The organism is Azospirillum sp. UENF 111221 (genome assembly GCF_058780625.1).
This window is the reverse complement of sequence record NZ_JBSNCH010000005.1, coordinates 549,630-573,963: the sequence shown is the minus strand read 5'-3', so window position 1 is coordinate 573,963 and position 24,334 is coordinate 549,630. Positions and strand designations below refer to the sequence as shown.

Annotated in this window: 19 protein-coding genes, 3 tRNA genes and 2 pseudogenes; 16 read left to right on the top strand and 8 right to left on the bottom strand. The window is 66.6% G+C overall.

The window, feature by feature from the left end; translation table 11 throughout:
- Positions 1-43 precede the first annotated feature (43 nt).
- A complete protein-coding gene (mbfA, locus tag ACWPN3_RS17105) occupies positions 44-1,000 on the bottom strand; it encodes an iron exporter MbfA (RefSeq protein WP_492261608.1) in 957 nt (318 codons plus the stop codon).
- Positions 1,001-1,304: 304 nt separating this feature from the next.
- On the opposite strand from mbfA, the gene tpiA reads away from it, so the two are divergent.
- The 10 genes and pseudogenes from tpiA (at position 1,305) to ACWPN3_RS17055 (ending at position 12,409) form a co-directional block, all read left to right on the top strand.
- A complete protein-coding gene (tpiA, locus tag ACWPN3_RS17100) occupies positions 1,305-2,060 on the top strand; it encodes a triose-phosphate isomerase (RefSeq protein ID WP_492240589.1) in 756 nt (251 codons plus the stop codon).
- Between the two features lie 188 nt (positions 2,061-2,248).
- Positions 2,249-2,581, top strand: a complete 333-nt coding sequence (gene secG / locus ACWPN3_RS17095) for a preprotein translocase subunit SecG (protein ID WP_492261607.1) — start codon at positions 2,249-2,251, stop codon at positions 2,579-2,581.
- Positions 2,582-2,803: 222 nt separating this feature from the next.
- Positions 2,804-4,435, top strand: coding sequence for a CTP synthase (pyrG, locus tag ACWPN3_RS17090; protein ID WP_109449128.1), 1,632 nt, complete (start codon positions 2,804-2,806; stop codon positions 4,433-4,435).
- A gap of 166 nt (positions 4,436-4,601) precedes the next feature.
- A complete protein-coding gene (locus ACWPN3_RS17085; protein ID WP_492261606.1) occupies positions 4,602-6,431 on the top strand; it encodes an autotransporter domain-containing protein in 1,830 nt (609 codons plus the stop codon).
- 73 nt (positions 6,432-6,504) lie between these two features.
- Positions 6,505-7,200, top strand: a complete 696-nt coding sequence (locus tag ACWPN3_RS17080) for a dienelactone hydrolase family protein (RefSeq protein WP_109449124.1) — start codon at positions 6,505-6,507, stop codon at positions 7,198-7,200.
- A 127-nt stretch (positions 7,201-7,327) separates the two neighbouring features.
- Positions 7,328-8,156 (top strand): annotated as a pseudogene (gene kdsA / locus ACWPN3_RS17075) (3-deoxy-8-phosphooctulonate synthase).
- 114 nt (positions 8,157-8,270) lie between these two features.
- Positions 8,271-8,714 (top strand): DUF192 domain-containing protein, encoded by a 444-nt coding sequence (locus ACWPN3_RS17070; RefSeq protein ID WP_247873133.1) that lies wholly within the window; start codon positions 8,271-8,273, stop codon positions 8,712-8,714.
- A gap of 98 nt (positions 8,715-8,812) precedes the next feature.
- Positions 8,813-10,447, top strand: a complete 1,635-nt coding sequence (locus ACWPN3_RS17065; protein ID WP_492240587.1) for an efflux RND transporter periplasmic adaptor subunit — start codon at positions 8,813-8,815, stop codon at positions 10,445-10,447.
- 19 nt (positions 10,448-10,466) lie between these two features.
- Positions 10,467-11,180 carry an ABC transporter ATP-binding protein gene (locus ACWPN3_RS17060; RefSeq protein WP_492240586.1) on the top strand — a complete coding sequence of 238 codons (714 nt, stop codon included), beginning with the start codon at positions 10,467-10,469 and terminating at the stop codon, positions 11,178-11,180.
- A complete protein-coding gene (locus tag ACWPN3_RS17055) occupies positions 11,177-12,409 on the top strand; it encodes an ABC transporter permease (protein ID WP_492261605.1) in 1,233 nt (410 codons plus the stop codon). The genes ACWPN3_RS17060 and ACWPN3_RS17055 overlap by 4 nt, the downstream gene beginning before the upstream one ends.
- Here the strand turns inward: ACWPN3_RS17055 and ACWPN3_RS17050 are convergent.
- Positions 12,378-12,782 (bottom strand): hypothetical protein, encoded by a 405-nt coding sequence (locus ACWPN3_RS17050; protein WP_492240584.1) that lies wholly within the window; start codon positions 12,780-12,782, stop codon positions 12,378-12,380. The two genes, ACWPN3_RS17055 and ACWPN3_RS17050, sit on opposite strands and share 32 nt — an antisense overlap.
- Positions 12,783-12,936: 154 nt before the next feature.
- Here ACWPN3_RS17050 and ACWPN3_RS17045 point away from each other — a divergent pair.
- The 3 genes from ACWPN3_RS17045 (at position 12,937) to ACWPN3_RS17035 (ending at position 13,528) form a co-directional block, all read left to right on the top strand.
- Positions 12,937-13,014: transfer RNA gene (locus tag ACWPN3_RS17045), tRNA-Pro, on the top strand.
- Positions 13,015-13,089: 75 nt separating this feature from the next.
- Positions 13,090-13,386, top strand: a complete 297-nt coding sequence (locus tag ACWPN3_RS17040; protein WP_492240583.1) for an ETC complex I subunit — start codon at positions 13,090-13,092, stop codon at positions 13,384-13,386.
- A gap of 65 nt (positions 13,387-13,451) precedes the next feature.
- A tRNA-Arg gene (locus tag ACWPN3_RS17035) sits at positions 13,452-13,528 on the top strand.
- A gap of 76 nt (positions 13,529-13,604) precedes the next feature.
- Here ACWPN3_RS17035 and ACWPN3_RS17030 read toward each other — a convergent pair.
- The 5 genes and pseudogenes from ACWPN3_RS17030 to ACWPN3_RS17010 form a co-directional block, all read right to left on the bottom strand.
- Entirely contained in the window at positions 13,605-15,284 is a 1,680-nt protein-coding gene (locus ACWPN3_RS17030) for a methyl-accepting chemotaxis protein (protein WP_492261604.1), read from the bottom strand.
- A 220-nt stretch (positions 15,285-15,504) separates the two neighbouring features.
- Positions 15,505-15,580, bottom strand: a tRNA-Lys gene (locus ACWPN3_RS17025).
- Positions 15,581-15,708: 128 nt separating this feature from the next.
- Positions 15,709-16,287, bottom strand: coding sequence for a pantetheine-phosphate adenylyltransferase (gene coaD, locus ACWPN3_RS17020; protein ID WP_109446331.1), 579 nt, complete (start codon positions 16,285-16,287; stop codon positions 15,709-15,711).
- 23 nt (positions 16,288-16,310) lie between these two features.
- Positions 16,311-19,113 (bottom strand): annotated as a pseudogene (gene gyrA / locus ACWPN3_RS17015) (DNA gyrase subunit A).
- 137 nt (positions 19,114-19,250) lie between these two features.
- Positions 19,251-20,609, bottom strand: coding sequence for an MATE family efflux transporter (locus ACWPN3_RS17010; protein WP_492240580.1), 1,359 nt, complete (start codon positions 20,607-20,609; stop codon positions 19,251-19,253).
- A gap of 304 nt (positions 20,610-20,913) precedes the next feature.
- Between ACWPN3_RS17010 and ACWPN3_RS17005 the strand changes: the two genes are divergently transcribed.
- Together ACWPN3_RS17005 and ACWPN3_RS17000 are read left to right on the top strand one after the other, a co-directional pair.
- A complete protein-coding gene (locus ACWPN3_RS17005; RefSeq protein ID WP_098739779.1) occupies positions 20,914-21,099 on the top strand; it encodes an entericidin A/B family lipoprotein in 186 nt (61 codons plus the stop codon).
- Between the two features lie 51 nt (positions 21,100-21,150).
- Complete coding sequence (locus ACWPN3_RS17000) at positions 21,151-21,339, top strand: hypothetical protein (protein ID WP_014247578.1); 189 nt, start codon at positions 21,151-21,153, stop codon at positions 21,337-21,339.
- A 71-nt stretch (positions 21,340-21,410) separates the two neighbouring features.
- On the opposite strand, the gene ACWPN3_RS16995 is transcribed toward ACWPN3_RS17000, so the two are convergent.
- On the bottom strand, positions 21,411-23,396 hold the full coding sequence (locus ACWPN3_RS16995; protein WP_492240579.1) for a lytic transglycosylase domain-containing protein: 1,986 nt from the start codon (positions 23,394-23,396) through the stop codon (positions 21,411-21,413).
- Between the two features lie 36 nt (positions 23,397-23,432).
- Between ACWPN3_RS16995 and dapA the strand changes: the two genes are divergently transcribed.
- On the top strand, positions 23,433-24,308 hold the full coding sequence (gene dapA / locus ACWPN3_RS16990; RefSeq protein WP_174472517.1) for a 4-hydroxy-tetrahydrodipicolinate synthase: 876 nt from the start codon (positions 23,433-23,435) through the stop codon (positions 24,306-24,308).
- Positions 24,309-24,334: the final 26 nt, after the last annotated feature.

The following is a 24,334-nucleotide window of genomic DNA, read 5'->3' as shown; positions in this document are numbered from 1 at the left end:
ACAAGAACAAGCTCGTTCCCGAAAACGGCTTTTCCTCCCGCACTCAGGCGCTGCCGATCAGGATGCCGGTGCCGAAGACGAGCAGCCCGCCGACCACCACCTGGAAGGCGGCGGACAACAGCGGCGTGTCCATATAACGGTTGCGGATCCAGGCGATGACGGCCAGTTCCACCGCCACCACGGCGATGGCGACGGCGGTCGCCGTCCAGAAATGCGGGATCAGATAGGGCAGGGCGTGGCCGAGCCCGCCAAGCGTGGTCATGGCGCCGCAGACCAGCCCGCGCAGCCAGGGGCTGCCGCGCCCGGTCAGCGACCCGTTGTCGGACAGTGCCTCGGCGAACCCCATTGAGATCCCGGCGCCGATGGAGGCGGCGAGGCCGACCAGAAAGGTCTCGTGGCTGCTTTGGGTGGCGAAGGCGGCGGCGAACAGCGGGGCCAGCGTGGACACCGACCCGTCCATCAGCCCGGCGAGACCCGGTTGCACGATCTGCAGGAGGAACAGACGCCGTTCCGATTCGTGCTCCTGCTCCCGCACCTGGGGCGAGACGTATTTCGCCTCCAGCCGCTCGGCCTTGGCCTCGTGCCGCCGTTCCTCTTCCGCCAGGTCGCCCAGAAGCTGGCGGATTGCGGTGTCCTGCGACCGTTCGGCGGCGCGGGTGTAGAAGCGCTTGGTTTCCGCCTCCATCAGTTCGGCCTGCCGCCGCACGGTGTCGAGTCCCAGCGGGCGGGTCAGCCAGACCGGCTTGCGCTCGACGAAGCCCTTCACGTCCTGGCGGCGGATCAGCGGGATGTGGTCGCCGAATCGTCCCTGGAACAGTTCAAGCAGCCGATGACGGTGCCCGCTTTCCTCCGACGCCATCGCGCGGAACAGCTTCGCCGTGTCCGGGTATTTGTCGGCAAGACCGTGGGCGAACTCGTCGTAGATGCGGCTGTCCTCCTCCTCCAGCGCGATGGCGAGTGCCAGCAGTTCCTTTTCCGTCAGGTCCGAGAAGTTTTTCATCGTGGTCAGGCCTTCGCCGCGGGGAGTTGGTGCGCTGCAAATGATGCTATTCCGGAAAGGGGCATCCGCAACATGGCACTTCGTATGGTGCGGCTCCGCCGAGGATGTGATCCGGCCTTGCCGGAGGGCGTCTGGCCGGCCTCTGCCGGGGACTGCTACAAGATGTCTCTTATGGCTTTCGGGGGGAGATGTGCCGGTCGGGTGAGTGGAAATTCCGCGGCGGGCTTGCTATGGGCTTTGACCACGAGAGGCCAAGAACGTTCCACAAGTTCCCATATAAAGCCGAGACAAGAAGGAAACGACCATGACCGCCAACCGGAAGCTGATCGCCGGAAACTGGAAGATGAACGGGTTGAAGGCCGACGGGCTGGACCTCGCCTCCGACCTCGCCGGGCGGCTGAAGGGCGCCGGGCCGGTCGCTTTCGACATGCTGGTCTGCCCGCCCTTTCCGCTGCTGTTCCCGGTGGGCGAGGCGATCGCCGACAGCCCGCTGGCGCTGGGCGGTCAGGATTGCGCGCCGAAGACGTCCGGCGCCCACACCGGCGACGTCGCGCCGACCATGCTGAAGGACGCCGGCTGCCGCTTCGTCATCCTCGGCCATTCGGAGCGCCGCGCCGACCATGGCGAGAGCGACGCCGTGGTGAACGCCAAGGCGGTGGCCGCCCACAAGGAGGGCCTCGTCGCCATCATCTGCGTCGGCGAGACCGAAGCTCAGCGCGATGCCGGCCAAGCCAACGCCGTGGTGTCGGGGCAACTGTCCGGCTCCATCCCCGCCGATGCGACGGCCGACAACACTGTCATCGCCTATGAGCCGGTCTGGGCCATCGGCACCGGCAAGACCGCGACTCCGGACGACGTGAAGGCGATGCACGCCCATATCCGCGCCGAGCTGGACGGCAAGATCGCGGAGTCCGCCAAGGTCCGCATCCTCTATGGCGGTTCGGTCAAGCCGGGGAACGCGGCGGAACTGATGGCGGTGGAGAATGTCGATGGCGCCCTGGTCGGCGGTGCATCGCTGAAGGCCGACGATTTCTGGGCCATCGGCACCGCCTGCCGCTGACGCCGGACTTCGCTGGCGGCATGGCGCGCAAGCGGTGTCAGCCATGCCGCCAACGGATAAGGCTCAGGTATTTTGGCGCTGGCATATCGCGCGATGGCGCGGTACAAACAATGGGCGCGCGCCACGGGCCCTTAAGACGGCCTGTGGCGCGCTATTCGATTTTTGGGATGGTGTGGGGTGAGCATCGCATGGAATTGGTGATTCTGGTCATTCACCTGCTGATCGCCGTCGGGCTGGTCGGTGTGATCCTGATCCAGCGGTCGGAAGGCGGCGGGCTCGGCATCGGCGGCGGCACGATGGGCGGCATGATGAGCACCCGCGGCACGGCCAACCTGCTGACGCGGACCACCGGCATTCTGGCGGGCTGCTTCTTCGCCACCAGCATCGTGCTGGCGATCCTGGCCGGCGGTCATTCGCGGCCGGCGTCGATCATCGACACGCTGCCGGCGAGCCCGGCGGCTTCGACGGCCCCGGCCCAGCCGGCCGCTCCGGCCCAACCTGCGCCGCCGGTGTCCCAGTAACGGGACAGTTCCCAGCGCACGGGTGCGAAGCGGACAGCGAGGCGGCCTCCCCGAAGCCGCCTCTTTCTTTTGAGGGCTGATTGCGGCTGGCGCCGCTGCGGCTCTCCGGGGACTGGAACATTCGCCTCCATCGGGGGGCGTGAAAACTCCGCCCCCTAAGGGGACATGGCAAATCCGTCCCCTCAGGGGACATGGAACAGCTCTCAAGCTCTTCGGACGGACATGACTCGCTACATCTTCATCACCGGTGGCGTCGTTTCTTCGCTGGGCAAAGGTCTGGCATCGGCGGCGCTTGGGGCGCTTCTCCAGACCCGCGGCTACAAGGTGCGGCTGCGCAAGCTGGACCCGTACCTGAACGTCGATCCCGGCACGATGAGCCCGTATCAGCACGGCGAGGTCTTCGTGACCGACGACGGGGCCGAGACGGACCTTGACCTCGGCCATTACGAGCGCTTCACCGGCGTGTCTGCCCGCAAGGGCGACAACATCACCACCGGCCGCATCTACTCCACCGTGATCGCGAAGGAACGTCGCGGCGATTACCTGGGCGGCACCGTCCAAGTCATTCCGCACATCACCGACGAGATCAAGGAGTTCATCCGCGCCGACGCCACCGACGAGGACTTCGTCCTCATCGAGATCGGCGGCACGGTGGGCGATATCGAGTCGCTGCCCTTCCTGGAGGCGATCCGCCAGTTCGGCAACGAGGTCGGCCAGGAGAATGTGCTCTACATCCACCTGACGCTGCTGCCCTACATCCCGACCGCCGGCGAGCTGAAGACCAAGCCGACCCAGCATTCGGTCAAAGAACTGCTGAGCGTCGGCATCCAGGCCAACATCCTGCTGTGCCGTGCCGACCGTCCAATTCCGGAGAACGAGCGCAAGAAGATCGCGCTGTTCTGCAACATCCGTCCGGAGCGGGTGATCGCGGCGCTCGACGTCGACTCGATCTACCAGGTGCCGATCAGCTACCACGAGGAAGGCTTCGACACCCAGGTCCTGAGCTATTTCGGCCTGCCGACCGACAAGGAGCCGGACCTGTCGCGCTGGACCCGCATCATGGACCGGGTGCGCAAGCCGCAGGGCGAGGTCACCATTGCGGTAGTCGGCAAGTACATCAGCCTGCTCGACAGCTACAAGTCGCTGGCCGAGGCGCTGACCCATGGTGGCATCGCCAACAACGTCAAGGTCAACCTCGACTGGATCGATTCGGAGATCTTCGAGGATGACGACGCGGCGGTGAAGCGGCTGGAAAACGTCCACGGCATCCTGGTGCCGGGCGGTTTCGGCTCCCGTGGCACGGAAGGCAAGATCCGGGCTGCCCAGTTTGCGCGTGAGCGCAAGGTGCCGTACTTCGGCATTTGCTTCGGCATGCAGATGGCGGTGATCGAAGCCGCCCGCAACATGGCGAAGATCGAGGATGCCGGCTCCACCGAGTTGGGCAAGCCGGGCAATCCGGTCGTCGGGCTGATGACGGAGTGGATGCGCGGCAACACGCTGGAACGCCGTGCCGAAGTAGGCGATCTGGGCGGCACCATGCGTCTGGGCGCCTATCCGGCCAAGCTGCTGGACGGCAGCAAGGTCGCCGAGGTCTACGGCACCACCGATATCTCCGAACGGCACCGTCACCGCTATGAGGTGAACGTGTACTACAAGGAGCGTCTGGAGCGCTGCGGCATGCGGTTCAGCGGCCTGTCGCCGGACGGGGAACTGCCGGAGATCGTCGAGATCCCCGACCATCCCTGGTTCATCGGCGTGCAGTTCCACCCGGAACTGAAGTCCAAGCCGTTCGAGCCGCACCCGCTGTTCACCGCCTTCATCAAGGCGGCCATCGATCAGAGCCGGCTGGTCTGACCGTTTCAGATCGACCGTCCTCAGTTACGGAAAGCCCCGTCCTCACAGGCGGGGCTTTTTGCTGCCGGCAACCTTCCCTATACGTCATGTTTCTTGCGCGTTCGGTACCCTTGTGCGACGATCGTCTGAAAATCGGACAATCAAACAATATGATCGGGGAAGGGCTATGAACCGCGTCAGGATCGCCGCGCTCGCCACCTGTCTGACCGCGGTCGCCGCGGTTCCGGCCGTTGCGGCGGATTACTCCTCCACCATCTTCTTCGGCGACAGCCTGACCGACAGCGGCGCGTTCCAGTCGCTCCTGCCCGTCGGCGGCAAGTTCACCACCAACCCGGGGCCGGTGTGGGCGGAGACCGTCGCCGGGACGCTCGGGACCTCAGCCACCACGGCGGCGCGGGGCGGCACCGACTATGCGGTCGGCGGCGCGCGGGTGAATACCTCGGTCGGCTTTCCAGCGACCGGCCCGACGGCGCTCGCCCCCAGCGTGGCGACACGAATCTCCGGCTATCTGGCCTCCAGCGGCGGCCGGGCCGATCCGAATGCGCTCTACACCGTCTGGGGTGGAGCGAACGACATCTTCACGGCACTCACCAACCCCGCCACCGCACAGGCGACGGCGACGCAGGCCGCCGGCGATCTGGTGACGCAGGTGGCGCGTCTGCGCGCCGCCGGGGCGCGCACGATCTTGGTACCGACGGTGCCGGACATTGGATCGACGCCGTTCGGGCGGGCGCAGGGCTCAGCCGCGGCGGCACAGATCACGCAGCTGGTCAGTGGCTATAACCAGCTGGTCACGCTGGGGCTGGCGAATGCCGGCGTATCGGTCATTCCCATCGACACCTATTCCCTGCTGCGGGCGGCGGTGGCCGATCCGGCGGCCTACGGCTTCACCAATGTGACCGGCACCGCCTGCACCACCAGCAGTTCGCTGCTCTGCACCTCCGGGACGCTGGCGGCGCCCAACGCGGCGCAGACCTATCTGTTCGCCGATGGTGTCCATCCGACCACCGCCGGGCATCGCGCGGTATCGGACTTTGTGCTGAACGCGCTGACCGCTCCCGGCAATGTCGCCCAGCTCGCCGAATCGCCGATCCACACCCGCGACCGGCTGACCTCGACCATCCTGGCCCAGGCGGCGACCAGCCTGTGGAGCCGCAAGCCCGGCACCAGTGGCGCCTGGATCAGCGGCGGGGTCGGCCGGCTGACCAGCGATCGCACTGGCGACCCTGGGGCCGGCGGTCAGGCGGAGGTGCGCGGCACGCCGCTGTCGGTCAGCGTCGGCATCGATAAGCGCTTCACCGAGAATCTTCTGCTCGGCGTGGCCGGCACGGCGTCGCATTACCGCGGCAGCTTCTCCACCGGCGGCGATTACAAGCAGCGGGAGTATGTGCTGAGCGGCTACGGCGTCTACCGCATGGGCGGTGCCTTCGTGAACGGCGTCGGCTCCATCGGCTTCGCCGACTACGACCTGCGCCGTGGCGTCAGCATCAACGGCACCGACCATTCCACCAGCGGCAACACCGAGGGCATCAACGCCTCCATCGGTGCCGAGGGCGGTTACGAGTTCATGACCGGCGGGCTGACCCATGGTCCGGTGCTGGGCCTGCGATACCAGCATGTCGAGGTCGAGGGATTCAGTGAGGACAACAGCCTGTTCGGCTTCACCTACCGCTCGCAGACCCGCAATTCGCTGGTCGGCAGCATCGGCTATCAGGCGGCCTACGATTTCGGCAGCGTCCTGCCCTATGCCAAGGTGACGCTGAACCGGGAGTTCAAGGACGACCAGCGCTCCATCACGGTGGAAAGCCGCAGCATTTCCACGCTGGCCTATGATGTGGCGGTGGCGAAGCCGGACCGCAGCTATGTCGACCTGACGGCGGGCGCCTCCTTCAAGCTGGCGGAGTCGGTGACCGGCACGCTGGGCCTGAATGCCAGGCTGGGCGAGGAGAACCGCCGCGATTACGGCGGCTTCGTCGGCGTCAGCGTCGGTTTCTGACGAAAGACAGGTGACCGGGGACAAGTCCGCTCCATATCAGGGGCGGATTTGCCAACGGGAGGATAGCAGCGCCATGTCAGACGTGATGATCGATGCCGCCGATGGTGGCCGTTTCTCAGCCTATGTCGCCAAGCCCACGGTGGCCCCCGCCGGCGGGCTTGTCGTGATTCAGGAAATCTTCGGCGTCAACGCGGTGATGCGCGAGATGTGCGACTGGTACGCCTCGCAGGGCTTCCTGGCGGTGTGCCCGGACCTGTTCTGGCGCCAGAAGCCGGGCGTGCAACTGACCGACAAGACGCAAGAGGAGTGGAACCAGGCCTTCGCCCTGCTGAACGGCATGGATCAGGACAAGGCGGTGGACGACCTCAAAGCAGCGCTGGCCTGGGTGCGCGGGCAGGATGGCTGCACCGGCAAGGCCGGCAGCGTCGGCTACTGCCTGGGCGGCCGGCTTGCCTTCATGATGGCGACGCGGTCGGACGCCGATGCCAATGTCGGCTATTACGGCGTCGGGCTGGAGGGGCTACTGGGTGAGGCCGACAAGATCGCCAAGCCGCTGCTGCTGCACATCGCCGAGAACGACAAGTTCTCCAGCCCCGAGAAGCGCGACGCGGTGGTCGCCGGGGTGAAGGACAACACGTGGGTGACCGCCAAGGTCTATCCGGGCATGGACCATGCCTTTGCCCGGCCGGGCGGCGAGCATTACGACCGGGATGCGGCCGACGAGGCGAACCGGCTGACGGTGGAGTTCTTCCGGACGCATCTGGCCTGACGCCAGCGCCGTTGACCGATTTCCTGAATAGTGGGATGCAAGGGTCTTCCGACCCTTGCCCGAACCCCTGTCGGGTGAGCGCGGGAGGGCGGCGCCCTCTCGCCTCGATTTGTTTTGGAGCACTCCGATGACCACGCCGCGCGCCGTTCAGGTCGGCGACCTGACCATTGCCAACGACCGTCCCTTCGTCCTGATCGCCGGCCCCTGCCAGATGGAAAGCCGCGACCATGCGATGGAGACCGCGTCCGCGCTGGTGGAGATGACCCGCGCGCTGGGCATGGGGCTGATCTACAAGTCGAGCTTTGACAAGGCCAACCGCACCTCCATCACCACCGCGCGCGGTCTGGGCATGGACAAGGCCCTGCCGATCTTCGCGGAAATCCGCGAGCGGTTCGGCTGCCCGGTCATCACCGACGTGCATGAATCGACCCAGTGCGCCCCGGTCGCCGAGGCGGTGGACGTGCTGCAGATCCCGGCCTTCCTCTGCCGCCAGAACCGACCTGCTGATCGCCGCGGCGGAGACCGGCCGTGCGGTGAACGTCAAGAAGGGCCAGTTCCTGGCGCCGTGGGACATGAAGAACGTCGCCGCCAAGCTGGTCGCGTCCGGCAACGAGCGCGTGCTGCTGTGCGAGCGCGGCGCCAGCTTCGGCTACAACACGCTGGTGTCGGACATGCGATCGCTGCCGATCATGGCGGAGACCGGCTTCCCGGTGGTGTTCGACGCCACCCATTCCGTCCAGCAGCCGGGCGGGCAGGGCACCACTTCGGGCGGCCAGCGGGAATTCGTGCCGGTCCTGGCCCGTGCCGCCATCGCCGTCGGCGTCGCCGCCGTCTTCATGGAGACGCACGAGAACCCCGACTGCGCCCCCAGCGACGGCCCCAACATGGTCCCGCTTAAGGATATGCCGGCGCTGCTGGCGAAGCTCCAGGCCTTCGACCGTCTGGCGAAGTCCTAAACAGGCTTAATTTGGCTGGGGCGGGGCGCCGTGCTTCACTGGCGCCTCTCCCGCATCCACGGGTCGGGTCAGCCTTCGGGGACATGCATGATGGTCGGTCGGAGTTTTCGGGGTGTGATTGCCGCACTCCTGCTGCTGGTGGTCGCTTTTCCGGCCCTGGCATTGGAGAGCTTCCAGAAATCCAAGCTGACCGTCGAGACGGCCGGCGGCGGCAAGTTCCGCTTCGATATCGAGCTGGCGCTGACACCGGGCCAGCAGGCGCAGGGGCTGATGTTCCGCCAGTCGATGGCCGCCGATGCCGGCATGCTGTTCATATACGATCGGGTGCAGCCCGCCAGCTTCTGGATGAAGAACACCCTGATCCCGCTCGACATGCTGTTCATCGCCGCCGACGGCCGCATCGTGAACATCCATGAGCGGGCGGTGCCGGAATCGTTGGACTCCGTCAACTCCGACGGTCCGGTCAAGGCGATCCTGGAGCTGAACGGCGGCATGGCCTCGCGGCTCGGCATCCGTCCCGGCGACCGGGTGGTCTCGCCGGACATCGCCAAGCCTTGAGGCCAAAGCCCCGCCGTTGAAAGAGGGCTCGCAGCCCATGACTTTCGCGTAAACTCCCCCAGATTCATCGCGTGGGTGGCGCGGTGCGGAGGGGCGCAATGGGCAGGCGGGCGGCGATTTTTCTCGGACTGGCGCTCAGCGCCGCGGCCGGCCTGTCCGCCTATGTCGTGCTGGCGCGGGCCGAGCCCAGTCCCTCATATCGTCTGGCGCGGGTCGAGCAAGGCCCGCTGGTCAGTGCCATCACCGCCACCGGCACCATGAGCGCCCTGGTGACGGTGGAGGTCAGCTCCCAACTTTCCGGCCAGATCGCCGAGCTTTATGCCGATTTCAACAGCCGGGTCACCAGCGGGCAGATCCTTGCCCGGCTGAACGGCGACCAGCTTGCCGCGCGGCTGGCCCAGGCCGGTGCCGATGTCGATTCCGCCAAGGCCGCGCTGATCCAGCAGCAGGCCCTGCTCGACAAGGCACGGGCCGATCTTGCCAATGCGGAGGCCAGCATCGCCAATGCCGATGCGCAGATCGTCCGCGCCGACCTTGCCCAGCGCGATGCGGAGCGTGATCTGCGTCGGCGGCGTGACCTGCAGGGCCGTGGCGTGGTCGCCGCCGCCGATCTGGAAAAGGCGGAAACCGCAGCCCACAGCGCCCAGGCCCAGCTGATCGCCGCCCGCGCGCAGAAGCGGCAGGCGGAAGCGGCGGCGGCATCAGCCGAAGCATCGCTGGCGGTTGCCGCCGCCCAGGTGGATGTCGCCCGTGCCCAGGTGGCCCAGCGCGAGGCGGCCTTGCAGCTGGTCCGTGTCGATTTGAACCGCTCGGTCATCCGCTCGCCCATCGACGGCGTGGTGGTGAACCGGGCGGTCAGCACCGGCCAGACGGTGGCGGCCAGCCTGTCGGCGCCCACCCTGTTCACCATCGCCCAGGATCTGCGGCAGATGGAGGTGCTTGCCAACATCGACGAGGCGGACATCGGCCGGGTCCGCGAAGGCATGGCGGTGCGCTTCACCGTCAACGCCTTCCCCGGCGACAGCTTCACCGGCCGGGTGGCGCAGGTGCGGCTGGCGCCGAAGGAGGATCAGACCGTCGTCACCTACATCGTCGTCATCACGGTGGAGAATCCGGAGCTGCGCCTGCTGCCCGGCATGACCGCCAACCTGCGCATCACCGTGGACGAGCGGCCATCAGCGGTGAAACTGCCGAATGCCGCCCTGCGCTTTCGTCCGCCGGGCGTCGATTCTTCCGCCGAGGCGCCGGCACCGACCACCGGCGGCCTGAATGGCGGGCGCGGCGCCGCGGCGCTGGAGGCTTCCGCCAAACGGGTGACGGACGGGCTGAAGCTGGACGAGACCAAGCGGCGCGACATCGCCGCCCTGGTCGCCGAGGCCCGCGAGCGCTTCGCGGCGCTGGATGCGGACGGCGGCGATCCGGAACGCCGCAGGGTGGAGGCCAACGCCATCCGCACCGCGACGCTCGAGCGGATGGCCGGACTGCTCGACCCGGCGCAGCGCGACCGCTTCGAGTCGCTGGTCGATCCCGGCAGGGCAGCCGAAGCGACGCGGACCGTCTGGGTGCCCAGCCCCGGCAATGGGAGCCCTGTCGGGGTGCCGGTTCGGCTTGGCATCGGCGACGGCAGCTTCACCGAGGTGGTGTCCGGCGATCTGCGGGCGGGGCAGGAGGTCATCACCGGTATCCTCGCCGCCGACCGCGACACCCGCCGGGGACCGCGCCTTGGCTTCTGAACCGGCCGAGCCTGAGGCCGTGCCTCTGATCGCGGTCGAGCGCCTGACCCGCCATTACCGCATGGGGCCGCAGATCGTCCATGCGCTGGACGATGTCTCCGTCGTCATCCAGCGTGGCGAGTTCGTTGCGGTGATGGGGCCGTCGGGGTCCGGCAAATCCACCTTCATGAACCTGCTGGGCTGCCTGGATCGTCCGGATTCGGGCACCTACCGGCTGGATCGTCAGGAGGTGGCGGGCCAAGAGGGCGCCGGACTATCTTCCGACGCGCTGGCGGCGGTGCGGAACCGCAGCATCGGCTTCGTCTTCCAATCCTTCAACCTGCTGCCGCGCCAGACGGCGCTCGACAACGTCATGCTGCCGATGGTCTACGCCGGCGTCGGCCACGCCCAGCGGGTCGAGCGGGCGCTCGCCGCCCTGGAGGCGGTCGGGCTGCGCGAGCGGGCAAGGCACCGGCCGACCCAGCTCTCCGGCGGGCAGCAGCAGCGTGTCGCCATCGCCCGCGCGCTGGTCAACGACCCTCTGCTGCTGCTGGCCGACGAGCCGACAGGCGCGCTCGACACTTCCACCAGCCTGGAGATCATCGGCCTGTTCCAGCGTCTGAACCGGCGCGGCATCACAATCGTGCTGGTGACGCATGAGCCGGAGGTGGCGCGCTTCGCGTCCCGAGTCCTGCATTTCCGTGACGGCCGGCTGATCGGCGACCTGAACCAGACGCCGGAGGTCGCGGCATGACCGCCTGGGATGCCTTGCGTGCAGCACTCGATTCGCTGCGGGCCAATCCATTGCGCAGCGCGCTGACCATGCTGGGCATCGTCATCGGCGTGGCCGCCGTGATCGCCATGGTCGCGGTGGGGGCCGGTGCGCGCGATCAGGTGCTGCGCCAGATCGCCAGCCTGGGCACCAACCTGATCATGGTGGGGCAGGGCAGCATCGCCCGCGGCGGGGTCAAGCTGGGGGCCGGCACCGCCTCTTCCCTGACGGAGGACGATGCGCTGGCGGTGCTGGCGGATATCCCCGGGGTGGTGGTGACGGCGCCGTCGGTGCGCTGGGGATTGCAGATCGTCGCCGGCAACCAGAATTGGGGTACCGTGCTGTTCGGCATCACGCCCGACTATATGGATGCCCGCGACTGGAGTGTCGCGGCGGGGCGCGGCCTGTCGGACGAGGATGTGGCGCAGGCCAACAAGGTGGTGGTACTGGGCCAGACGGTGGTGCGCACCCTGTTCGGCGGCGGCGACCCCATCGGGGAGCCGGTGCGGGTCTTTTCCACCCCGCTGACCGTCGTCGGCGTGCTGGCGGAGAAAGGGCAGAACACGCAAGGCCAGGACCAGGACGATGTCATCTTCGTGCCGCTGTCCACCGCCAAGCGCAACATTCCGGGCATGGCGAAAAGCAACCCGCGCTTCATCCACACCATGGTGGTGAAGATGCGCGACGGCACCGACATGGCCGGGGCCCAAGCGCAGATCCGAGACCTGCTGCGCCAGCGTCACCGGCTGGTTGCCGGTCAGGACGACGATTTCTGGATGCGCGACCTGTCGGAGGTGTCGGCGACCCGCGATGCCTCGTCACGCGCCCTGTCCTTCCTGCTGGCCGCCGTGGCGGCGGTCTCGCTGCTGGTCGGCGGTATCGGCATCATGAACATCATGCTGGTGTCGGTGACCGAGCGCACGCGGGAGATCGGGCTGCGGCTTGCCATCGGGGCGCGGCGGCGCGACATCCTGGTGCAGTTCCTGATCGAATCGACCACCCTGTCGCTGATCGGCGCCGCAGTCGGCGTGGCGCTCGGCATCGGCACCGCCATGGGCGTCGCGACTCTGGCCGGATGGCCGACGCTGATCCAGATCGACTCCGTCATCCTGGCGGTGGTGGTCAGCGGCATCGTCGGCGTGTTCTTCGGCCTGTACCCCGCCCGACGGGCTGCCCGCCTCAACCCGATCGAGGCGTTGCGGCACGAATAGCCGCGAGGTCGGCCTCAACTTCGCCCTTCAATATGACCAGCGGCACCGTGCTGCGTGCCAGCCACAACGCCAGCCGGCCGACCCAGCCCACCTCCCGCGGAACCGCCAGCAGCGCCGGTTGCCGCTCCGCCACCATGCGCGCCAGGGCGAGCGGGGATGTGGCGGCATGGCGCTTGGCAAGGTCGATCTGCCCGACGGCGGGGTCCAGTTCCGCGCGGAGCGGTCCGCCGCCCATCGGCGCCACCACATCCACCGCCGCACCCATTCGCAGCAGTTCGTGGGCGAGGTCGATGGCGGAGCGGCGGTGCGGCCGGTCGGCAAGGTCCGGCACGAACAGGATGATGGCGAGCGGTGCGAGGGTGAGTGACGGCAACGAAACGGATCCGGAACGGTGTTGACGACAGGCTGTTGAGCGACCGAATGCCGCACTGAACGACCAACAAGGCAGGCGGGATGGAAAAGACCGCGAAAGCAGTGCCCGTCCGCTTGCCGTGGGCGTGGCGTTCGTGTATCTCACAACGCGGCGACGGGGCGTAGCGCAGTCTGGTCAGCGCGCCAGTTTTGGGTACTGGAGGCCCCCGGTTCGAATCCGGGCGCCCCGACCATCGCCAGAGGACAAATCCGCGTCCAAGCCATGGTGCCAGGACGCAACGGCAGGCATTTGGGGAGACGAGCGAGCCATGAACGTCCGGATCTATCAGCCGAGCAAGACGGCCATGCAATCCGGCCGGGCCAAGACTCACCGTTGGATGCTGGATTACGAGATCGAGACGCCGCGCCGTCCGGAGCCGCTGATGGGCTGGACCAGCTCGGGCGATACGCTGAACCAGGTGCGCTTGTCCTTCGAGACGAAGGAAGAGGCCATTGCGTTCGCGAAGCGTGAGGGCTGGAGCTATACCGTCCAGGAGGCTGCTGTCCGCCGCGTCCGTCCGCGCAATTACGCCGACAACTTCCGCACCGACCGTCCGCGCTTCTGATCGACAGCGCGAAGTCGGCGTCGGTTCGAAGTCGCCACTGGCAAGCGGCTGGAAAACCGGGATAAGGCCCCATAGCTCAGTTGGATAGAGCAGCCGCCTTCTAAGCGGCAGGTCGCTGGTTCGAATCCAGCTGGGGTCGCCATCTCGGCAGTCTGTTGCAGAACAAGAAAAGCCCCGCTCAAGCGGGGCTTTTTTGATTGGGGTTGCGAGGCCGGCGGTCAGGCGGCCTTGATGTCTCCCAGGAAGGATTCGACATCCCGGCGCATCAGTTCTGCCTGCCGGGACAACTCGCCGGCAGCGGTCAGCACCTGACCGGCGGCGTTGCCGGCCTCGCCTGCCGCCTGCGTCACCTGAACGATGCTTCCAGTCACTTCCTGCGTCCCGGCTGCGGCCTGCTGGACGTTGCGGGAGATTTCGTTGGTGGCGGCACTCTGCTCCTCGATGGCGGCAGCGATGGCGGTGGTGATGTCGTTGATGCTGCCGATGGTGCCGCCGATGCCGGTGATCGCCGTCACGACCCCCTGCGTCGTCTGCTGGATGGCGCCGATCTGGCTGGCGATCTCCTCCGTCGCCTTGGCGGTCTGGCCGGCAAGGCTCTTCACCTCGCTTGCGACCACCGCAAAGCCCTTGCCGGCCTCTCCCGCCCGTGCCGCTTCAATGGTGGCGTTCAGAGCGAGCAGGTTGGTCTGACTTGCGATGTCGGTGATCAGGCCGACGACCTCGCCGATCTTCTGCGCTGCTTCTGCGAGGCTGCGGACCGCGTCACTTGTTTGGGAGGCCTCGTTCACCGCCTTGCCGGCGATGTCGGCGGAGCGGGCGATCTGGGTGCCGATCTCGCGGATCGAACTGGCCATCTCCTCGGTGGCGGTGGCGACGGTCTGGACATTGGCGCTGGTCTGTTCAGCGGCCGACGCCACGACGGTGGCCTGGGTGCTGGTCTGCTGCGCCATCGCCGACATGCTGTGCGCGGTGGCGTCCAGTTCGGAAGCGGCCGCTGCCACGGTGCGCAAAGCGGTGGTCGACGAATTCTCAAAGCCGGTGAGCAATTGCTCGATGGCTTGGGCGCGGCGTGTCTTGGCCTGCTGTTCGGCGGCTTCGACGGCAGCGAGGCGGTCGGCCTCGATCATGTTGTCCTTGAACACCTGGACCGCGCGGGCCATGGAGCCCAACTCGTCCTGGCGGGCCGTTCCGGGGATCTCGGTGGTCATCTCCCGGTTCGCCAACCGGCCCATGGTGCCGGTCAGCGTGTGGAGCGGCTTCACGACCGCGGTGAGGATCAGCAGGGCAGCACCGACGCCGGTCATAGCCGCCACGAGGATTGCAGCGATGATCCAGTTGCGGGAGACGTCGTAAATCTTGGCGCCGTTGTCCGCAGCCTTCACTCCCTCGACCCGGTTGAAGTTCACCAGCTCTTCCAGAATCGCCACGGCAGTGCGGAATTCCTGCCGCGACTCACCGATAAACAGTCCGGAGATCGCAACCGTGTCGTTCTTGCGCGCAAGAGGGCGCAACCTGTCCCGACTGATGGTGAAATACCGATTGAACGAATCGACAAGCTTTCGATAGGTCTCGGTTTCCCAGCCCGGTGTCAGCATGCTCTCATACACTGAGCGCTTTTGTTCGATCAATCGGATGACTTTTTCCAGGCTTTCCTCTTCCTTGCGGATCTCGGACTCGTCCTGTACCGCAATCAAGGCGCCTTCACCGGTCCGGTAGGAATAGAAGGTCGAATAGAGATCGGAGACGGCGACGACCGAAGGCAACCAATTGTCGCGTATCTCCGCCGCTTCGTCATTCACCGATGACATGCGGTTGATCGCAAACAGACCAAGCAGCGCAGTGCCGATCAAGAGCACCAAGAAGGCCGCAATCACCTTCGTCCGGACAGATGCGTTCACCAACCGATCCATGGCTGAACCCTTTAATCTCTAATCATTGTGAGTCTTAATAGAATCACAAGGAGATTAAATTGGGGCTTACCCTTATCGATTTCCTTTCATGGCCTATGAAGGGAAACGCTGGAAGGGGGATCGAATTTTTCCGATGCGCGGCTCAAAATGCCACGTTTATGTGGCTTGAGAGAAATCGGTGATCGCGCATGATGAAAATTTCAAGGGGTGGTGATCCGGGTGGGATTCGAACCCACGGCCACATGATTAAAAGTCACGTGCTCTACCAACTGAGCTACCGGATCATCCAGCGCGGCGGTGGGAAACTGGCCCCCGCCGGAAGTGGGCGCACCATAGAAAGACGCGCCTGAAAGGTCAACCACGGGCTTGATGGAAAATGCAGGATTTTGCATCAAGCCCGTGGTCGTAAGGTTCAGGTCTGGCTGGTCGTCGGAACCGTGCCGTTGCCGGCCTCCAGAGCGAAGCGTTCGGCCAGCCGTTCGGCGACACGGGCAGATACGAAGTGGCGGATGTCGCCGCCCAGGCGCCCGATCTCCTTGACGAAGCGCGAGGAGATGAACTGGTGCTTCTCCGACGACATCAGGAAGATCGTCTCGACCTTCGGGTTCAGCCGGGCATTCATGCCCGCCATCTGGAATTCATATTCGAAGTCCGAGACGGCGCGCAGGCCGCGGATGATGACGCGGGCGTTCATCTCGATGGCGAAATGCATCAGCAGATTGTCGAACGCCCGCACCTCGATGCTGGCCCCGCCGGCATTCAGCGCGGCCACATCCTCGCGAACCATGGCGACCCGCTCGTCCGTGGAATAGAGCGGCCCTTTGCCGGCATTCCGGGCGACGCCGATGATCAGGTGGTCGACCTGTCGGGCGGCGCGCTGAATGATGTCCATGTGACCGTTGGTGATCGGATCGAAGGTGCCCGGATAGACACCAATTCGATGACCCTTGCTGATCTCGGCCTTGCTGGTCTCGGTCTGGCTGGTCGCCATGGGTTCCCCTTTAGGCCCGTCCGTTATTCGTTCGGCCCGGAAGCGTCGCCAGCATCGCCGACCGACCCGACCGAACCGTTGGCGTCACCGCCGTCCTCGACCCCAGTCTCCCCGACGCCGTTCTCACCCACGCCATTCTCGCCTTCTTCCTCGGCGATGGTGGCGACGGACACCACACGCTCGTCCGCCCCCACGCGGAACAGCGTGACGCCCAGCGTCTTGCGGCCTGCCACCCGCACATCGTGCAGCGGCATGCGGATCACTTGGCCGCCGTTGGTGACCATCATCACCTGATGGTTCGATTCGACGGGGAAGGCGGCGACGATGGAGCCGTTACGCTCGCCCATCTCCATGTTCCAGATGCCCTGGCCCCCGCGTCCGGCGGTGCGATACTCGTAGGACGAGCTGCGCTTGCCATAGCCGCGGTCGGAGACGGTGAGAATATACTGTTCCTTTTGTTTCAAATCCTCGTACCGCTCCTGCGACAGGGTGACGCTGTCGGTCGGCACCTCATCGGCTTCCGGAGCGGCCTCGCCCTCCATCTCCAGCCCTTCGTCGCGCTTCATCTTGAAAAAGGCGGCGCGTTCCTCGGGCGTGGCGTCGACATGGGCCAGGATCGACAGCGACACCACCTCGTCCCCGTCGGCCAGCTTGATGCCGCGCACGCCGGTGGAGGTGCGGCCGGCGAAGACGCGCACGTCGTCGACCGGGAATCGGATGCACTTGCCGCCGCGGGTCGCCAGCAGGATGTCGTCGGTTTCCGAACAGGTGTGGACACCGATCAGCCGCTCGCCCTCTTCCTCCAGCTTCATGGCGATCAGGCCGTTGGAGCGGATGTTGGCGAAGTCGGACATACGGTTGCGGCGCACGTTGCCCTTCGACGTGGCGAAGACGACGTGCAGGTCGGACCAGGCGGCCTCGTCCTCCGGCAACGGCAGGACGGTGGTGATGGTCTCGCCGTCGATCAGTGGCAGCAGGTTGACGAAGGCCTTGCCGCGCGCCTGCGGGTTGCCCAGCGGCAGCCGGTAGACCTTCAGCTTGTAGACCATGCCGCGGTTCGAGAAGAGCAGCAGCGGCGTGTGGGTGTTGGCGACGAACAGGTCGCTGACCGCATCTTCCGCCTTCATCGACATGCCGGAACGGCCCTTGCCGCCGCGCTTCTGCGCCCGATAGGTCGACAGCGGTACCCGCTTCACATAGCCGGACTGGCTGACGGTGACGACCATGTCCTCGCGCTGGATCAGGTCCTCGATGTCGGCCTCGAATTCCAGATCCTGGATTTCGGTGCGGCGCGGGGTGCCGAACCGCTCCTTCATCTCGACCAGTTCGTCGCGCAGGATCCCCATCAGCTTCGGCCGGTTGGCGAGCGTGGCGAGGAAATCGGCGATCTGGTCGGTGACGTCGGTCAGCTCGGCGCCGATCTTGTCGCGCTCCAGCCCGGTCAGGCGGTGCAGGCGCAGGTCGAGAATGGCGCGGGCCTGGACTTCCGACAGCCGGTAGGTGCCCTGTTCGCTGACGCCGCGGCCCGGTTCGTCGATCAGTTCGATCAGCGGGCCGACGTCATGGACCGGCCACTCGCGGTTCATCATCTCCTCGCGCGCCCAGACCGGGTCGGGGGCGCTGCGGATCAGCTCGATCATCGCATCCAGGTTGGCGACGGCAACCGCCAGACCGACCAAGGTGTGCGCCCGCTCGCGGGCCTTGCCCAGCAGGAACTCCGTCCGGCGGGTGATGACCTGCTCACGGAAGCGGACGAAGGCGGTGATGATCTGCAACAGATGCATCAGCTCCGGACGTCCGCCGTTCAGCGCCAGCATGTTGACGCCGAAGGAGGTCTGGAGCTGGGTGTGGCGGAACAGCTGCGCCAGCACGACGTCTGGTACCGCGTCGCGCTTCAGCTCGACCACCACGCGGACGCCGTCGCGGTCGGATTCGTCGCGCAGGTCGGCGATGCCCTCGATGATCTTTTCGTTCACGACCTCGCCGATGCGCTCCATCAGCTTGGCCTTGTTGACCTGATAGGGGATCTCGGTCGCGACGATGGCGGTGCGGTCCTTGCGCACCTCCTCGAAATGGGTCTTGGCGCGCAGGATGATCGAGCCGCGCCCGGTCTGCAGCGCCGCCCGGCTGCCCGAGCGGCCGAGGATCAGGCCGCCCGTCGGGAAGTCGGGGCCGGGCACATGCTCCATCAGCTCTTCGAGCGTGACGTCGGGATTGTCGATGTAGGCGCAGCAGGCGTCGATCACCTCACCCAGATTGTGGGTCGGGATGTTGGTCGCCATGCCGACGGCGATGCCGCCGGCGCCGTTCACCAGCAGGTTCGGGAAGCGGGCCGGGACGACGGTGGGCTCACGGCCCGAATCGTCGTAGCTGGCCTGGAAGTCGATGGTGTCCTTGTCGATGTCGTCCAGCAGGGCTTCCGCCGCCTTGGCCAGACGCGCCTCGGTGTAGCGCATCGCCGCCGGCGGATCGCCGTCCATCGAACCGAAATTGCCCTGGCCGTCGATCAGCGGCAGGCGCATCGAGAAGTCCTGCGCCATGCGGACCATGGCGTCGTAGATCGCGCTGTCGCCGTGCGGATGGTATTTACCCATCACGTCGCCGACGATGCGCGCCGACTTCTTATAGGGCTTGGTCGAGTTCGTACCCGCCCTCCTTCATCGCGTAGAGGATGCGCCGGTGCACCGGCTTCAGCCCGTCGCGGACGTCGGGCAGGGCACGGCTCACGATCACGCTCATCGCGTAGTCGAGATACGATTTCCGCATCTCGTCTTCGATGTTGATCGGCGCGATGTCGGAGGCGGGAGGAAGGGGCGTATTGCTCAAGCAGGACACTCATTCTTCGTATGCGCCGCCGCTTGACGAATCCGCGGCAGTCACTGGCCTTGCGGGCCGAAGGTTTTGCCCAGGAAATATAGCAACTCTCGCAATTGCACACAACGATTCGGGGCTGAAAAGCCGGCTCAGCCCCGGCTCAGATACGCGAATCGGAGCGAGAGGATGGTGACCGATACCAGACTGGCGATCAGGATTCCCTCGAACAGCCCGTGGGCACCGTGGCCGAGACCGAAGACCAGGAAGGCCGACACCGGAATCATCACCACCGCGTAGGAGAAGAAGTGCAGCGCCGTCGGGATCCAGGCGTCGTGCCGGCCGCGCAGCGCGTTCGCCATCACCGTCTGCCCACCGTCGGCGATCAGGATCCAGGCGGTGAAGGAGATCAGCGGCACCACCGCTTCCAGCAACTGCGGATCGTTGGAGTAGATGGCCCCCAGCGCGTCGGGCACGCTGCGATAGAGAATGCCGACGCAGGCCAGGATGGCGCTGGTGACGCCGAGGCCGGTCCAGCCGGCCAGCGCCATGTCGCTGCGGTCGCCGCGGCCATAGGCGACGCCGACCCGCACCGCGGTGGCCGAGGCAAGTCCGACCGCCGCCATGAAGGGCAGGGCGGTCAGGTTCAGCCCGACCGTGTAGGCACCGAGCGCCAGCGGGGAGATCATGCCGGCGAACAGGCCGAGCCCACCGAAAGCCCCGCTCTCCACCCCGATGCTGAGCCCGGCGGCATAGCCGAGGTGACGCTGGCGCGCGGCTCCGCTCCACCAGTCGGCGACTGGCCGGCGGACCTGCCAGCGGTCATGGTCGCGCATCCACCAGACATAGGCGACGAGCCCCAGCCCCATGGCCCAGCGCACGATGGTGGTCGCCCAGGCGGAGCCGACCGCGCCCAGCGGCTCCAGCCCGACATGGCCCCACACCAGCACCCAGGCCAGTGCCGCATTGACGATGTTGCCGATCACCATGGCGACCATGCCCGGCCATGGGCGTTTGATGCCCTCCAGGAAGAATCCGGTGGTGATGTAGAGCATCATGCCCGGCGCGCCAAGGCCCAGAACCGCCAACACATGGGCGCCGCCGGCGGACATCTCCGCGGTCTGGCCGCCGGCCTGGAAGAGCGGAACACCCAGCAGCGAGACCAGGGCGAACAGCACTCCCAGCAGCAGTGCATAGGGGACCGACCGCCGCCATGCCCGCCCACAGTCTGCATCGCTGCCGGCGCCGAAGGCGTGGGCGGTGATCATCACGGTGCCCATCAGCAGCCCGACCCCGGTGCCGACCATGATGTTGCCGGGCAGGTGGGCCAGCCCGTAATAGGCCAGTTCCTGGGCGGAGAAACGGCCGACGATGGCGGTGTCGACCGCCATCATCACCATCAGTCCGGCTCGGGAAACGATGACCGGCGCCGCCAGCCGCAGCAGTTCGCCGATGTGGGCGGCAAGGCGCGCGCGCAACGGCTCCGGGGCGGGCAGGGTGGCGGTGCTCATGACGAAACCTGTGGTGGAAGATGGTGGTGTCGCGGCCTGAGCCATGCCGCCGGACCGTAAGGCTTGACCGGAAAGCGGGCAGACTGCGCAAAAGCTGGTCATCTTGCCCGGTGGGCGTACCGCGTCAAGGTTTTCGGTCGCCTCGAAAGGACGGTTGCATTCACTGCATGGCGGCGAGGTGGGGTGCGGAACCAAGCCGCTGTCATTGCGTTGTCAGAAACAGAGACCAACGACGCCCCGGCCATCGCCCAATCGCAATCGCTCATCCCCTTCTCCCAGCCCCATCCCAGACCGGAGAGACACCATGCAGCACGCCAAGAACCGCCGGCAGCGCGCCACCGCCCGCGCCATCCCGTTCCCCGCGCGCGAGATGGTGATCCTGACTTTCCTTATGGCTCTGGCAGCCATGCTGACCGGCTGCAACACGGTCGAGGGCGCTGGGCAGGACGTCCAGGCCGGAGGCCGGGCGATTGAACGGACCGTCGACTGACGCGTTATCCCAGGGCCACCCCCTGGACCACCCTCGCGAAGGAGTTCCCGTATGAGCGAACCGCAGAAGCCGTCCACCCCCGGCGAGATTCCGCCGCCGTCCAACCCGAACCCGCCGCAGCCCGACCGTCCGACGACGCCCGATCCCTATCCGGTGCCCGACAACCCCGGCATCCTGCCGGAAGTCCCTCCGCCGGCCGACGAGCCGATGCCGGGCATGCCGAACCCGACGACGGCGTGACGGTGTCGCTGTAATGTAAAAGGTCCGGGGGAGGGGGCTTGTCGCCGCTCCCCTCCCCGAACGAAACCTGCCTACCGCCGCAGATCCTTGTCCAGGTTCGGCTCGGCCCGGTCGCCGTTCAGGCGGGCACGATAGACCTGCACGGCCTCCAGCACGCGCTGGACATAGTTGCGGGTTTCGGAGATCGGAATCAGTTCGATCCAATCGACCACGTCGATGGTCTCCGTGCGGGGATCGCCATAGGTCTGCAGCCACTGGCGCACCCGGTTCGGACCGGCGTTGTAGCCGGCGATGGCCAGCACCCACGATCCGTTGAAGCGGTCGATCAGCTCGGCCAGATAGGCCGACCCCAGCGTGACGTTGTAGCCAGGGTCGGAGGTCAGCCGCGCGTTGGTGTGCTTCAGCCCCAGCTTCCCCGCCACCAGCTGCGCCGTCGTCGGCATCAGCTGCATCAACCCGCGCGCACCGGCGGACGAGACGATGGTGGGGTTGAAGGTGCTTTCCTGCCGGATGATGCCGTGGATCAGTGCCAGTTCCGGTGCGGCCGGACGGGCATCGATCATCGGATAGCCGGCCTCGACCAGGAACACCTCGTTCTGGGCAGCGTCCTTGGCGGCGGCAACGGCCAGATCGCGCCGGCCGACGTCGCTGGCCAGCCGGGCGGTGAGCACGTAATCGGCAGGCGTCTTGGCGTCTAGGCTCAGTCGGCGGACGAACCCGGTCACCTGATCGGAGGCGTTGCCGCCGATCTCCGCCAGCAGGCGGGCAACGCGCACCACCTCGCGCCTGTTGAAGGCGGCCGTCTCGGCGCTCGACACGGTCGGTGGCGTCGGCAGGGTTACGGCACCCCCGGAGACATGGCGGAAGGCCAACTGGCCGTAGAAGGTGGTGGGGTAGGTCGCCGCCTTGGCGTACCAGTCGCGTGCCGGCCCGGTCTGGCCCAGCGCCTCCGCGGCACGGCCGCACCAGTAGGCGCCGCGCGCCTTGCTGATCGGCGCGGTGACGGAGCGGTACAGCTTGTGGAAGTGGGTGAACGCTTCCGACGGCTTGTCGAGGAAGCGGAGCGCCAGGAAGCCCGACAGGAACTCCGCATCGGCGAAGGAACTGCCCTCGCTCATCCCGTTGGCGCTGACCAGCCGGTAGGCGAGGTTGTAGTCGCCGCGCTCCATGGCCCGGCGGGCCAGCAGATGCCGTTCCGACCACCAGGATTGCGGACGGCCCATGTCGGTGCCGGCCTGGGCGATGATTTCCAGCGCGCCGGCATCATCGCCCTTGCGCCGCAAATAGCGGGCACGGTCAAACATCAGGCCCGGGTCGTTGAGCAGGCTGGGCGGCACGCGCGACAGGATCGCCTCGGCGCCCGCACTGTCGCCGTCCAGCGCGATGCGCGCCTCGATCAGCGCGTCATAGGCTTCGTCGAAGAAGGGCAGCATCCGGCGGACCGGAGCCTCCTGCTTGGCCCAGAGCAGCCGGTCGATGCGCGCCTTATGGTCCTGCTGGCGCAGATAAGGCGTGTAATGGGAGAGGAAGGTGGCCTCCTCGTCCGCCGTGAAGGTGGCGTCGGCCCACTGCTTGCGGATCAGGGTGGTCGCACGCTCCACGCTGCCGGTCGCGATCAGCGCGTCGGCATAGCGGACGAAGCCGTCGTTGGTCTGCGGCGGGCTCTGGCGAAACCACTCCACCACGTCGGCCGGCGGGATGTCGGGCATCGCCATTTCCGCCTGACGGCGCAGCGCCGCCATGTTCGGCCAGTCCGGGTTCTCGCGGATGAAGGCGGCGATGTCGGTGAAGCTGCCGCCGCCCGGGTTGGCGAGCGCGATCCAGCGCAGAACCTTCGCCGGTAACGGGTCTTGCGCGCTCGACGCCGAGGCTAGCGCTTCCGAAAGACGCTCGTCATTCGCGAGCCTGAAGGCCTCGCGGTAGATCGCGATGTCCTGCGGGCTCAGCGCCGCGGCGGGAAGGGCGCCGGGAAGCGCCGCGAAAAGGGTGAGGAGACCCGCGAAAACAGAGGTTCGGGCGCTCTTGCCGAGGGCGGCGGGGAGGGATAATGTGCGCAACTCTTTTTTCCAGCTAAGCCGACTGAGGAGGCAGCCATGTTCCACGGTTCCATCGTCGCCCTTCTGACTCCGTTCAAGGGCGGGAAAGTGGACGAGAAGGCCTTCCAGTCCTTCGTGGAGTGGCAGGTCGCGCAGGGCACGCACGGTCTTGTGCCCTGCGGCACCACCGGCGAGTCGCCGACCCTGTCCCATGAAGAACACAACCGCGTCGTGGAGCTGTGCATCGAGGCGGCCGGCGGCAAGGTTCCGGTGATGGCCGGAACCGGTTCCAACTCGACCGACGAAGCCATCGCCCTGACCCGCCATGCCAAGCAGGCTGGCGCGCAGGCGGCGCTCGTGGTCACGCCCTACTACAACAAGCCGTCTCAAGAGGGTCTGTACCAGCATTTCAAGGCGATCCATGACGCGGCGGATTTGCCGATCTTCATTTACAACATTCCGGGCCGCAGTGTCGTGGATATGTCTGTGGCGACGATGGCGCGGCTTGCAAAGCTGCCCAACATCGTCGGTGTGAAGGACGCGACCGCCGATCTGTCCCGCCCGTCCCGCCTGCTGCAGGAGGTCGGTCCCGACTTCATCCAGCTGTCGGGCGAAGATGCCACGGCTCTGGCCTTCAACGCGCAGGGTGGGGTGGGGTGCATCTCCGTCACCGCGAACATCGCGCCCGCGCTGTGCTCCGCCATGCAGACCGCCTGGGCCAAGGGCGACCTGAAGGAGGCCTTCCGCCTGCGCGACGTGCTGTCGCCGGTCCACGATTCGATGTTCGTCGAGACCAGCCCGGCGCCGGTCAAGTTCGCCGCCAGCCTGCTCGGCCTCGGCAGCGACGAGGTGCGCCTGCCGCTGGTTCCGGCGACCGAGACCGCCCGTACCGCCGTGCGTGGAGCCATGACCAAAGCCGGCCTGTTGTCCTGAGTGACGGAACAGGCCGTATAGGAGAG